The organism is Ruegeria sp. B11, from assembly GCF_056539785.1.
The window spans coordinates 546,597-557,921 of the sequence record NZ_JBQFVO010000003.1 but is presented as its reverse complement, the minus strand read 5'-3'; the positions used below and the strand labels follow the sequence as shown (position 1 = coordinate 557,921).

Annotated in this window: 14 protein-coding genes and 1 tRNA gene; 7 read left to right on the top strand and 8 right to left on the bottom strand. The window is 51.0% G+C overall.

Features of this window, described 5'->3' with window-relative positions; genetic code table 11:
- The coding region (locus ACR0I1_RS14445; RefSeq protein ID WP_211330766.1) for an EF-Tu C-terminal domain-related protein at positions 1-90 on the top strand (90 nt) is incomplete at its 5' end.
- A 270-nt stretch (positions 91-360) separates the two neighbouring features.
- Positions 361-582: a hypothetical protein gene (locus ACR0I1_RS14440; RefSeq protein WP_170420395.1), complete on the top strand. Its 222-nt coding sequence runs from the start codon at positions 361-363 to the stop codon at positions 580-582.
- 34 nt (positions 583-616) lie between these two features.
- On the opposite strand, the gene ACR0I1_RS14435 is transcribed toward ACR0I1_RS14440, so the two are convergent.
- Positions 617-1,321: a DUF374 domain-containing protein gene (locus tag ACR0I1_RS14435; protein WP_170392582.1), complete on the bottom strand. Its 705-nt coding sequence runs from the start codon at positions 1,319-1,321 to the stop codon at positions 617-619.
- Between the two features lie 142 nt (positions 1,322-1,463).
- Between ACR0I1_RS14435 and ACR0I1_RS14430 the strand changes: the two genes are divergently transcribed.
- Positions 1,464-1,539, top strand: a tRNA-Trp gene (locus ACR0I1_RS14430).
- Between the two features lie 556 nt (positions 1,540-2,095).
- Here the strand turns inward: ACR0I1_RS14430 and ACR0I1_RS14425 are convergent.
- The 5 genes from ACR0I1_RS14425 to ACR0I1_RS14405 all read right to left on the bottom strand — a co-directional run bounded on the left by ACR0I1_RS14425 (position 2,096) and on the right by ACR0I1_RS14405 (position 5,808).
- Positions 2,096-2,638, bottom strand: coding sequence for a hypothetical protein (locus ACR0I1_RS14425; RefSeq protein WP_480706979.1), 543 nt, complete (start codon positions 2,636-2,638; stop codon positions 2,096-2,098).
- Positions 2,639-3,032: 394 nt separating this feature from the next.
- Complete coding sequence (locus ACR0I1_RS14420; protein ID WP_480706978.1) at positions 3,033-4,457, bottom strand: S1C family serine protease; 1,425 nt, start codon at positions 4,455-4,457, stop codon at positions 3,033-3,035.
- Positions 4,458-4,557: 100 nt separating this feature from the next.
- Positions 4,558-5,061 (bottom strand): hypothetical protein, encoded by a 504-nt coding sequence (locus ACR0I1_RS14415; protein WP_480706977.1) that lies wholly within the window; start codon positions 5,059-5,061, stop codon positions 4,558-4,560.
- A 55-nt stretch (positions 5,062-5,116) separates the two neighbouring features.
- Positions 5,117-5,521: a hypothetical protein gene (locus ACR0I1_RS14410; protein WP_480706976.1), complete on the bottom strand. Its 405-nt coding sequence runs from the start codon at positions 5,519-5,521 to the stop codon at positions 5,117-5,119.
- A gap of 23 nt (positions 5,522-5,544) precedes the next feature.
- Positions 5,545-5,808: a hypothetical protein gene (locus ACR0I1_RS14405; RefSeq protein ID WP_170648236.1), complete on the bottom strand. Its 264-nt coding sequence runs from the start codon at positions 5,806-5,808 to the stop codon at positions 5,545-5,547.
- Between the two features lie 56 nt (positions 5,809-5,864).
- On the opposite strand from ACR0I1_RS14405, the gene ACR0I1_RS14400 reads away from it, so the two are divergent.
- Positions 5,865-6,125 carry a helix-turn-helix domain-containing protein gene (locus ACR0I1_RS14400; RefSeq protein ID WP_170398010.1) on the top strand — a complete coding sequence of 87 codons (261 nt, stop codon included), beginning with the start codon at positions 5,865-5,867 and terminating at the stop codon, positions 6,123-6,125.
- A 127-nt stretch (positions 6,126-6,252) separates the two neighbouring features.
- Here ACR0I1_RS14400 and ACR0I1_RS14395 read toward each other — a convergent pair whose 3' ends face one another.
- The gene (locus ACR0I1_RS14395; protein ID WP_480706975.1) at positions 6,253-7,278 is read right to left on the bottom strand and encodes a Hint domain-containing protein; all 1,026 of its coding nucleotides are present in this window, start codon (positions 7,276-7,278) and stop codon (positions 6,253-6,255) included.
- Between the two features lie 295 nt (positions 7,279-7,573).
- On the opposite strand from ACR0I1_RS14395, the gene ACR0I1_RS14390 reads away from it, so the two are divergent.
- Positions 7,574-7,780 carry a hypothetical protein gene (locus ACR0I1_RS14390; RefSeq protein ID WP_170648244.1) on the top strand — a complete coding sequence of 69 codons (207 nt, stop codon included), beginning with the start codon at positions 7,574-7,576 and terminating at the stop codon, positions 7,778-7,780.
- A gap of 113 nt (positions 7,781-7,893) precedes the next feature.
- Here the strand turns inward: ACR0I1_RS14390 and ACR0I1_RS14385 are convergent, their stop codons facing one another.
- A complete protein-coding gene (locus ACR0I1_RS14385; RefSeq protein WP_480706974.1) occupies positions 7,894-8,667 on the bottom strand; it encodes a heparin lyase I family protein in 774 nt (257 codons plus the stop codon).
- Between the two features lie 526 nt (positions 8,668-9,193).
- On the opposite strand from ACR0I1_RS14385, the gene ACR0I1_RS14380 reads away from it, so the two are divergent.
- Positions 9,194-9,751: a hypothetical protein gene (locus ACR0I1_RS14380; protein WP_480706973.1), complete on the top strand. Its 558-nt coding sequence runs from the start codon at positions 9,194-9,196 to the stop codon at positions 9,749-9,751.
- A gap of 292 nt (positions 9,752-10,043) precedes the next feature.
- The gene (locus ACR0I1_RS14375) at positions 10,044-10,793 is read left to right on the top strand and encodes a PEP_CTERM-anchored TLD domain-containing protein (RefSeq protein ID WP_480706972.1); all 750 of its coding nucleotides are present in this window, start codon (positions 10,044-10,046) and stop codon (positions 10,791-10,793) included.
- Positions 10,794-11,325: the final 532 nt, after the last annotated feature.

Below are 11,325 nucleotides of genomic sequence, written 5' to 3'. Positions count from 1 at the left end.
CCCATCGCGATGGAAGACGGCCTGCGCTTTGCGATCCGCGAAGGCGGCCGCACCGTCGGCGCCGGCGTCGTCTCGAAAATCATCGAGTAATCACAGTAGTCGGGCTTTGGCCCGACAAATCGGTGAACTAAAGAAGGCCGCTCCAACTGGGGCGGCCTTTTCTCATCCATTCTTCTCGGCGCATTGAGATTATTCGTCGAATAATCTCGGGCAAGCTGAGTTCATTGAACAAAACAGCTGTCGATCTCGCATTCTTAATCTACCGTCCACTCCAAACGAAGACTGAACTCCCAGCTCTCTATTGCAACAGCAAAGGTGACGCGCAAATCAAGCGCGTCCCGGCGATCAGGGGAGACTAAGATGTTTGGTTTTGAATTTCTAAACTATGGAACGCAAATCCTTCACAGCAAGGATTTGGACGATATGAGAGCCGCTGTTCTCGGTGACGACGAACAGGAAGTTGAGTGCAAAATCAGCGACTTTTGCCGAGAGCGCAAGCGATTTGATATCAAGCTTGCTGAAATGTCGGACAGCATGGCGAGAGGAGCGACCTCGGTCAAAACCAGCGCAGACGCGGCCTAACGGCGCAATAGTCGTTTCACGCCGGGTTTTGGGTTCAAATGCTCTTTGCCCATGGCTCACGCCCGACCATCCGGTCGGCCTCGGCGGTGATGTCGTTCATATGCTGCTCAAGGCTCAGACGAAGGGCCTCAATCTGCTCTTCGCTGGCCTTGCGTGGAACTGGATCGGTCCATTCGCGGCACAGAAATACGCCGTCGTTGCGCCAGGGGCGAGGCATCAGCAGACGATCCCAAGTTCCGGCTTCGCGCCCGTGCCGCGCGGAATAGGTGATGCCGAAAACTCGTTTACCTGATGTGCGAGCCCAGACCAGCGGTACGGTCGAGGATACCCGCTCGGGTCCGCGAGGGCCGTCGGCGGCAATGCCGATCGAGATACCCTGTTTCATCTTTCCCAGCACTTCGCGCGACAAGGCGACGTGGCGCTTGCGGCTGGACATTGCAATTGTATCCATCCCGAATAGCTTCTGCACCCGCCCCACCATGCTGCCCGCGCGCGCTGCCGAAGTGATCGAGCAAATGCGGCCCTTGTCCAGTGGGAAGAAATATGGCGATTGTGCCAGTCTCTGGTGCCACAGCACCACGATGACCGGTTCGCCCTGTTCGGCCAGTTGATCCAGTTCTTCGTAACCGATGCGCTGCCAGCGTGTGTTGCGATGCACCAATCGGATATAGCTTGCGATCCGTCGCGCGACCCAGTTCAGCACGGCTTCGCTGTCTGCGATTTTCTTGCGGATGCTCAAGGCTGCGGTCCTCCTGCTGGCCGAGCCTTGTCTTAAAGAACTGCGCGCCGGGCGCAACTTTTTTGTCAGCGGTAAAGTGTTCGGAAAACTCAAAAAGCCTCTTGAGTCCGCTGCGCCTCTGTCATATCTGATGGCCCAGCCTAGGGGTATAGCTCAGTTGGTAGAGCGACGGTCTCCAAAACCGTAGGTCGCGGGTTCGAACCCTGCTGCCCCTGCCATAAAAATCAATAACTTATCCGCAATCCAATCGGACGCCTGACAAAACTTTGTGCGGTTTTTTGTGCGTTTTTCTGAAAAAAAGGCGAGAAACGATACAATCTCAGCGCCCAGTGCTCCATTTTCCTCCATTACAAAAAGGTGGTGCGTCCAGCTTAGAACGTCTGATCGATCAGACATTTCTGCCCACGTGGGACCAACAGGCAAATTTGCCGCTTGGTCGGATACTCGGCCTTCAATCAGTTCCGGCGCACCTTCTCGCTCAACCTTCTTGGCGGTGTTCACGCTGCGCTCTGATACGTTCAGAAGTTCAGTAGCTTGAGCGCGACTGGTGTTATTCTGCAAATTTGCAGAATTAGGCTTACCAACCGACATTTTCGTCAGTTTCGCAGCAACCATTGAGCGCTGATTTTCTGCATGCCTCAATTGAGGGACCCTGGACGCGGGGTAGGCAAATTTGCCTACCCAAATCCCAGCGCGTAGAAAATCACAACCCCGCCGCTATTCTCACTATTCCCGCTATTCGCCTTTCCTGCATAACGGAAAGCTCACAGGATTTTAGAGACACAGTGCGCAGATGGTTGCGAAGAGTGGTAGCGCTAAGAACCATCCCCATAAGTAAAGCGCAGCATGAAATGTTAGTTTGTTGGTTTCACGAACTAGACTGACTGCTTCTAGGGTAAGTTCCCGGTAGCTCAAGATGAGTGACTCAGCAGGTTCGTTGGTTGGATCTTTTATCCATGTGTCTACCTGCTTGATTTGCCCGGTCATATGCTCTGCCAGATACTCCAAATTTGTAACGGGCTTTGTCATTTGAGTGCCAATTGTACCCTTTGGCACCACTCTGGAGGGGCGATTCCAGGCTCTGAAACTTCTGTAGTCACCGAACCAGGACAATAAATGGTTTATTACTAAGAAAATCAGCATGTAGTCTGTGATTTTCCCGAGGTTGGCTTCGCCGGGGGTAATGCCCAGCAGAGTGAACCCGTCCAGGTTCAGCCCGGTGCTAAGGGTCATTATCTTGGCCAACGCCAGCGCCATTAGGCTTCTGTTCGAAACGTAGGTTGCTCTTGAAATGAGCTCTTGTCCCTGAAAATTCATGCCACCCTCGCACATGGTTTCTGGGCGACCTTAGAAACCAGCAATCGGATTTGAAATGATGAATGGACAATACATGTTCTACCGAGCGTAAGCTCATGCAAAGGTTAACACATTGTTAACGGAGTATAATTGTGAAAACGCTTTTTTCAGCCGGAACGATTGCACTTTTCCTTTCGCTCGGAGCCGCTTGGGCGCAAAATTCCCAAACGCCAGCGACAACGCTTGCCACCCCAGTTGAAACGAGATTGTTCTGGAAACTGATAGACAAAACCGGGAAGGCGAAGGTTTATGACGCCGCTTGCTGCAAAGTGTGCCGTAAAGGAAAGGCGTGTGGGGATAGCTGCATCAATCGGAACTACAATTGCCGCAAAGGCGTTGGTTGCGCTTGCAACGGTTAATGACAATTCACAAATGTTGTGAAGCTAGCGGCTAAATCGGCAACCTCCTCAGGTTCCAACTTCTTGTCGTCCAGACTGAGAATTGGATTAACGGCATTCTGAGCCAAGAACAGTTTTGCAATCTCTCCTCGTACAGCAAAGTTTACATTCTGTGGCGTGTCTCCTAGGGCGTCAGCTACTACTCGTTCGTTCAATTTTGCGACAACCACTCCGACCACTTCGCCGTCGGATGCAAGTAAAGGGCCACCTGAGTTACCGCTTTGAATGGGGCTTGTAATTTGCATGGTGCTCAGGTCGCCACCTATGCCCTTCAAAGAAGAGACAGAACCGCGAGTAACGTTGAGCCCACCGAGAAGACCCGCATATGGATAACCAACTGCAGTTACGTCTGAATTCAGTCTCGCAGGGCTGGCCGAAAAAACGGCGACACCCCTGTCTTGGGGTGCGTCGTATTTTAGTAGCGCTAGGTCGTACTCTTCGGATGAATTGACTACGGTCGCCGGTCTGTCATCAATGAACACCTGTGTGCAGCCATCTATGACATGTTGGTTGGTAAGAACATGTCCAGCTCGTGAGACAATAAAGCCGGTTCCGGCACTTCCTTGACTGTCCGGGCTGGCTTCCGCTGGATCTTCATTAGTTGATTCATCTGCCTCTTCTAGCGCAGCCGCTACTTGTTGGATGACCCTGTCAAGTTTACCGTTGTTTGAAATATCCAGTGGATTGGCGCGGCCTTTTGAAATACTGGAGGCCACTGCTCCTAAAATGTGGCCGTCTCGGTCGCTTGCGGACAGCATCACTGTTGACCAACCCCCATTTACGAAATCCGACCTCGTATAAAGTGTGGAACCGTCTCTTTTTGTCGCCGACGAAACGGCGAGGTCGTTTTTTCTAACCGTGTAAGGATCATTCCCCAACTGATGAGATTGGACTGTAAAGTCGTGAAGACTCTGTGTGGTTTCGACTGAATGAATACCAACAGAAATGGAAAAGCTGCTGCTGGAGTGACGATAATTCAAAAAGTAGTCGGAATCAGCTTCGCGACGAATAGTGTCTACAGGCCAAAGGAACGATAACCCCAAGCCCTCAAAGTACTGGATATCCCAACCATCTTGAGAGATTCGCTCGAATAGGGTCCATGCTAGAAACGCCATGTGCCAGTCTTCGGGTGCTGTTTCGAATACATCGCGAGAATAGTTGTCTAGCGCTCGATTGCTGATTTTACCCCACGCTCCATCTAACAGGCCATGATAGTGACCCTCAAATGCAAGCGCAGTCTGTAGAAACCGCTTGTCCTCGTAGCTGAGATTGCTCGCATCAAACCCCGACAGCAACGCCTCAAAATCTTGTGAACGCGCAATTGAAGGAAGGATCGCACCGGCAAGGACAATTATCGCAACCAAACTTCGCAAAATACTCATTCAAAACTCAACATACTGCATGTTTTTCTAGGCTTCATTTTACACGCAGAAACAGGCATTTCTAGGACGGTAATGATTGGTATCTATATTGAATGAGGGTTCAAACGTTGCTGGAGCCTTGAGCTAATACTAATGGCGGCTCCTCCGGAAACGACCGGATATCAAACCACTTAAAGCACGTCCCGTCTGCGTTGCGCTTGTCGCCCATATGCAAGAACGCTCCTGCTGTCCTGTGCCGGATCAGCGCCGCTCTGAAGGCCCGTAGGTCTATCAACCACCAATTCAGGATAGTCCGCCCGTCTGGCCCTGCATGACCGTAGAACATCCAATCTCCGTGTCCGTTTACAATCTTGGACAACTCAGTCTCTGCTCCGGTCGGTAGCTTGGCTCTGATGGTGAACTGGTGCGGGTATCTGGTGGCATAACCGTGACGCCTTACCCTAGCGGCGATGCGCATGTCCTTTGCATCCAGCATCAACAGGTCGGTGGCCTGAAAGTGGTCAAGCGGATCTGGAGCGGCCTGTATTATGTGACTGCCGATGATGCTCTTAATCTCGGGCAGGAACTGGTCGGACCAATGCCGGTTGACGGTGTAAAAGCTCATATCAAATCTCACAAAAAAACGGGCGCAGAGAATACCGCGCCCGATAGCGATGCCGTTACGCGGCTTCTTCTTTGACTTCCTTCAATGCTTGTTTTGCCGCCTTGATTGTCTGCTCCATCGGAGCCAAACCCTCGATGTAGGCCTTCATACCAATCTCGATTGCTCGAATTTCTTGGTCATCAAGCAGTTTCAGATTTTCTGAGAACTGATGCTCATCTTTTTGAGACTTGCGGAACGCCGCTGCCATTCCTTTCGGATCGCCGCACGCCAGCCAGTCGATAGAGATACCCTCTTCTTTGCACCATTGCAGAAAGACATCATCCACGAGAAAATCGCCATCCTCATCGAAACTCAGACCAGGGTCCGGCAGGTCGAACCATCGGCAGAAGGCGGTTACGCGCTGCTGGCAGGTAATCAAGCCAGAAAAGTCTGTGACAAAGATGTCTGGGTTTGCGTCCAATTCAGTCGATTTGGTCTCAGCGTTCATTGCATTTCTCCTGGTTTTGGCGGCTCAAAGCCGGGCTGCATGTCGAGGATGTCAGAGGCCAGTTGCCCAATCACTTCGAGAAGTTCTCCATATCCCCTGACTGTGAGGTCAATGTTCATTGCGCTGTCGGAGGCTGCGACGCCGGTACGGGCCAGGGCCAGTATCTTGAGAGCCTTGTCGTAGGTGTCGGGCGACGAAGTAACGTCAAAGATAGGCCCAGACACACTTTCCCCGTTCGCGCAAACGCGTTGTTCAGTCATTGCTGTTTCCTCCGGTTGTGGTAGTGATAGAAAACATATCATAACGAGCAGCGCAAATGTCAATAGAAATTCTATCAATTAGGCAAATCAAAGCGGCAAGAGCCTTGTTAGCTTGGTCTCAAATGGACCTCGCAGAGCGTTCTGGGGTGTCATATCCGACAATCGCGCGGCTTGAGACCAAAGACGGTCCCGTAGGCGGGCGTAAAGACACTGCTAGGGCAATACGTGCAACGCTCGAAGCCCAAGGCATTCAGTTCCTGGATGCAGGTGATACGGCCAACGGGGTTGGAGTGGTTTTGGTCAATAAAGGCGACTGATTAAAAGAACACTTGGAGTTCTTTTACGACTTCCCGGCTTGGCTGGATAAACCAATTTCAAAGGAAGTACTAAACAACCAGAATTCTAACTAGCACACGCTGTTCAGAAACATTTTTTTCCTGGTATTCATAGATTAAACTGGTGACCCCTGTTCTCAGGTCTGACAGTGCATGGCATCTCATTGGGCGAATAGAGACCTTCGCGCAGTAAAATTGCCTCAAATGGTTTCAGTGTGGGCAGGATGGTTTCGGCAAATCGTCCTCTTCTCTGACGCAGCTCGGGAAATAATTCGAAAACCTCGCGCAGAGTTGCGCGGTCCATCGCGTCTAGAGAAGTATCGCCGGGGAAAAAGGACTCGGACCACACGCCTTCAACACAAATTAGCTCATGTTGGTCAAAGAGAACGTGGATGTAATGAACTTCTTGGTCGGGTGGGAGTTGGAAAACCACTTCACCATCCAGTAAGCCCTTGGCAGGCGCTAGCATCAAGCTTTCGCCGAAACACAGCTGCATGTCTGGCGAGGTAACAGCAATCCGATGTTGTGGCGAAACCGTCAGATCCCGTGTCGGGCATTTACGTGAGAAACTACCCGCACGAAAACGAACCGGGCAGAGCTGCGGACTTTGCTGTAAGTCGCCAACGGTGAGGCGTCGTTTTCCGATCCAGCGAACAGGCTTTGCTGTTCCATCGAAAACTGTCACTAGGTCGCCGGGTTGCAAGGTCTCAATTGGTTGTGAGCCCAGAGGTGTCAAAACCATCGACCCCAGTGTGAAGCATACGAAGGATGGCAAAGTGTCGTAATCTGAAGGAGGTGCAGTAACGATGCTGTTGTTTGTGTTTTCTATCGTGTCACCGACATCCACATCGCCAGATGTAACAATGATGTACTGGGGGTTGGAAAACTGAACCAATGTGAATGTTACAGGTTGCCCACCTATGTCACCGCTATAGGTTTCAAACGTTTGAAAGTTTGTAGAGTCACCTAAGAAACTAGGTACCCCCGAGACGTCGAGCTGCTGGCTTCCATCTGCATCAGGATCTTCAAGCGCATCATCATTATCAATAATCTCTACCTGATAAGAGTTAAGCACGGTGACGTCTGTGAAGCTTAACGGATCATTGTCAATTTCAAGAATCGTAATGAAAGCCAAAGCGCTATCCCTCGATATACAACCCAATCAATAGCTCAAATATAAGAATGCAACCTTATGGAGAAAAGATAAAGCTCTGTTACGGTACCGACGTTGCTTTGGAACGTGCCGTAGGGAAAGGCCAACTAGAAACTCAGATTTGGACCTGACTTCTACTATAACCGCTAAACCTGCTAACCGGCGCAGGCGTAATTTATAATTTTGCCGCTAGAACGTCTCTTGAGTGCCCAATTTCACTTACTGCGGACAGCTATGGTGTTTGAGTGCAGTGAATGAGTGACAAGGTGTTCTCCACATGAAGTTTATCCCCGCAACCGCCCAATCAGTCGTTGTCCATGCGTACGAACTGGCCGCCAATGACCAGGAAAAGAGCATGGCAATGTGGGCCGGCTGTCAACTCACGGCGCTTTATGATAGGCGCTCCGAGCTTTTGCAGGAACATGCTGACATCTGGGCCGAGAAGCTCAAAACACGAGATCCTCTTTCTACGACAAAGAGATGAATTCGGCACCTCAGAAGACATGAGGGCGGCTTTTGAATAGTAACCGCTGCGGGTGCGGGTGGTCACTGCCCTATGGATTTTATAGAGTTCCGTCCCTCAACCGCCGATACCTCTTATTTCTCTTTGATGCCTGAGAGATAAAGTATGGCGGGTGGTGCACTTGGACCTACTTTCTGGCGGTACATACCAAGCTTGATTTTACCGACGGTGCCAGTCCCGAGTGTGCGACCTTTCCATTGGTAAACTACAGCGTCGTTGACCCATACAATAAAGTGCCCGTCGTCTGATGTGGACCACTTTGCGTCAACGTTTATCTTGTGCCAGCGACCTGTTAGGCTCGCAGCTGGAATCATGGTTCGAACAAGGCTTTCGTAGTTCCAATCAGTACTTTCGACACGCTTTAGCGCAATGAGTTTGTTGCCACGCACGGCGAACTGAAACGGATGTGAGTTTGCGCCCATCATAGAAAACTGGGTTACGATTATCTGCTGAGCACCTCTGTCGGTAAATCCAGGAGCAAAATAAACGTACCACTCATATTTTTTTCGCTGCCCGTTCTTGAATGCACTGTACTTCGCAAACTCGACCCTTTCGTTATTTTTAGAGCAATCGTTCCACTTTCTTTCACGTCCACAGTCCCCATAGCGAAGTTCCATTCGGACGGCTTTTCCATTGAAGTTACCCGGAGGACTGGCAACAATTTGAGCACCGTATGCCCTCGCTGGCGTCCACTTCTCGCGAACCAAATTACGGAACCCTTTTCCAACCACTTCTTTTGGAGCCTGTCCGCTCTTGACTGCGCGTGTGATGGATTCCGCTTCTAGTTCGTGCGGTGTTATAATGAAGGCTAAGACGGCGAACGCCGTAATTACTGCAAATCTGAGCATTGGATCTCCAACAAATTGACTACAAACATTGTGGATACGCGGCCTATGGATAAACTGTATTTCAAAGATTAGCAGACTAGTTAGACCAATTACCTCGGAGACTTGCCCGGCCCGCATTGGGTTGGGTTCTTTTTGCACAACCTGTGTAACCCACTTCACTGACCACCTGCTTAGAATGATGCAATCTGAGTGCAGTTAACGAGTTGGCGCTCATGTTGTGTTGAGAGCGCGAGTTTATTTCTTCTCCCTGTTGGTGGGCGCGTTTGTGGTAGGCGCGCCCTCTTTGCTTTGGCTGTCAGACAGTACTGTCGCAAAGCCCCTAATCGCTCTCTTAACGTCTCAAAATGTAAATGTCGCATCCACATGAGAGGTGTTTTGTTGGCGAGAATGCGTCCCATCGAATTTCTTGCCTAGCCGCTCCACAGCACCCTTCGAATTCGACAGGCAGGCGGAATTCTGGTATTTTGTTGGTATTGTATTTAATCATTGTAGGGGAAAGCCAATGTTTACGGCCCCAATTAAAAGGATGGCAAATGCGCTCCTGGCAGCGACTGCCACTACTATTTTCGCGACTTCTTCAATTAACGCTGCAATTGTGACCTATGAGATTGCTATCAGCGGCAATATTGGCACTTTCGATGCCCCTGATACTGGGGGCCTGCTTACCAGTTTCGCAATCACGCTGGATGGTGTCACCTTCGACACATTAGGCGTAGGAAACGCCGCACCTGTCTATAACGCCGCTAGCAATGACATTCGCGGAAACCCAGGCACGGAAGGCTTCATCTTCAACTCAGCCGCTGCTCCGGGATGCATGGCAATGGAGTGCATCTTGTCATTGGAGGACTCGGTGGACCCTGGCGTCATCCCACCGCAGTTTGCTGTATTCCCGTTTGTCATGGGATCTGCGGGCACAGTGACGAAATCGGGTTCGTACGCTGTTACGCCGCCTGCACCCATACCTGTTCCGATGCCCTTACTGATGATGTTAAGCGCGGTTGCGATACTTTCGGGCCTTGGCTGGCGGCAACACCCAATGCGTCGGAACAAACCACAGCCTGCGCGAGCGCCCGAAGCCTGTTAATACCCCTGACGGGCGTTTTTGGGCCTGTGGGTGCGATATGGAGCAAGGCGTCCGAACTCCGTCAATGTGTCTGACGGGCATATTTGGGGCCTCTGCGGTGAAATGAATATAATCATGTACCTAGCAAGGCGATAATAATGCCGGATCAGAGGTTGTTTGCCTGAGAGACTGACAGGCACGAAAGGTGTCAAATGTCGTTAACAGCCTTAGTTATTGGAGAATCGGCCACTTTCTGCTAACCTCAGTGGAATTTGTTCAGGGTGTTACAGTCGGGTATCTGGTGGGGGACGTTATGAAAAAGATATTTGCAGCAACAGTTGCGCTTGTGTCGATGGGTGGTTCTATTGCAGGAGCTGCTACGGTTAACGGAGGCACCCTACTTTCGCACCCGGATGCCCAACAACTCGAAACTTGGCTGGGTGACGGAGCAAAAGACTTCAATCACTTGTGGTCCGGTGACGCCGGTGTTGGGACCGCCGCTGATTTCCATACTGCCGTAGACGGTATGGGTCCAACTTTTTCATTGTATGACATTACCCTTGGTGACGGCAGCATGGCTACTATCGGTGGATATACGTCACTGGATTGGGGCGGAACAGCTGGATACCAAAATGATCCAACGGCATTCATTTTCAACCTCACAACGGGTGAATACCAACAACCAGAGAGTAGCCGGGAGCAATATGCGATCTACCGACACCCAGTCTATTTTCCGACATTTGGTGGTGGGCATGACATTTTCGCTGGTTCATATACTCTCGGAACGTGCGGTGGCTCTTTGACCGATTTTTGTGACGGGTATTCAAGTAGCCATAGCTACGATTGGTCTCTGGGGCAAATCTCTGTTGCTGGGGACTCAGGATTTTACAGTGGCGATTCCGGGATCAATCGTTGGCATTGGACGGTTAATTCTATCGAGGTCTATGGTGTCTCACCGACTGAGATTGCGCCCGTTCCGCTGCCCGCCTCGCTCCCCCTGTTCCTCATTGGCCTGACAGGTCTTGGACTGGTGGCGCGTAGACGTCGAAACAACCAAATTTAGGGCGTCCGCTATTTCGCTCTACTTTAGACGCCGTTTCCGCGCCGCCATCTTCCTGCAGCCTTCCTTGCAGTACTTAGCATCAACCCGTTTCCACTCGGGCATGAGATTGCCGCAATATAGGCAGTGTCAGCCGCGCGAATAGTTGCGAGCCATCTTGCTTGCTCGCTGGGCGATCCGGGTTTGGTTCTGCCAGGGAAAGTGAGTGAAGTTGAGACGCACATGGGGTGGATCATAATGCTCTAGCCAGATTGTAGCGTTTTCGCGGTCTGTCATCGTGTGTACTTTATCCGGGAACAGGCGTTGATATTATTGGGTATTCTAGAGTTAACCCCCCATCTGGACTTTACAGGCAGTGTGCCGGTGTCCATGTTGTAGGCATGACTGTCGCTAATTCGTCAGAAGGATTCAGGCGTTGCGCCTTCCGCTCGGACTTCTGAATTGTTTCCTGCGCCGCTTCCATGTTCTGCCCCTATTTTTCTATCATAGAGGTATCATATTACCCCACTTAAAGCAAGAACGGGACAGGGGCAAA

Excerpts from the sequence above, each read along its gene's own strand:
- ACR0I1_RS14415 (WP_480706977.1), bottom strand. The coding sequence starts at position 5,061 with ATGAGCTTTTACACCGTCAACCGGCATTGGTCCGACCAGTTCCTGCCC.
- ACR0I1_RS14405 (WP_170648236.1), bottom strand. The coding sequence starts at position 5,808 with ATGACTGAACAACGCGTTTGCGCGAACGGGGAAAGTGTGTCTGGGCCT.
- ACR0I1_RS14390 (WP_170648244.1), top strand. The coding sequence starts at position 7,574 with ATGAAGTTTATCCCCGCAACCGCCCAATCAGTCGTTGTCCATGCGTAC.
- ACR0I1_RS14380 (WP_480706973.1), top strand. The coding sequence starts at position 9,194 with ATGGCAAATGCGCTCCTGGCAGCGACTGCCACTACTATTTTCGCGACT.
- ACR0I1_RS14440 (WP_170420395.1), top strand. The coding sequence starts at position 361 with ATGTTTGGTTTTGAATTTCTAAACTATGGAACGCAAATCCTTCACAGC.
- ACR0I1_RS14375 (WP_480706972.1), top strand. The coding sequence starts at position 10,044 with ATGAAAAAGATATTTGCAGCAACAGTTGCGCTTGTGTCGATGGGTGGT.
- ACR0I1_RS14385 (WP_480706974.1), bottom strand. The coding sequence starts at position 8,667 with ATGCTCAGATTTGCAGTAATTACGGCGTTCGCCGTCTTAGCCTTCATT.
- ACR0I1_RS14420 (WP_480706978.1), bottom strand. The coding sequence starts at position 4,457 with ATGAGTATTTTGCGAAGTTTGGTTGCGATAATTGTCCTTGCCGGTGCG.
- ACR0I1_RS14425 (WP_480706979.1), bottom strand. The coding sequence starts at position 2,638 with ATGAATTTTCAGGGACAAGAGCTCATTTCAAGAGCAACCTACGTTTCG.
- ACR0I1_RS14400 (WP_170398010.1), top strand. The coding sequence starts at position 5,865 with ATGTCAATAGAAATTCTATCAATTAGGCAAATCAAAGCGGCAAGAGCC.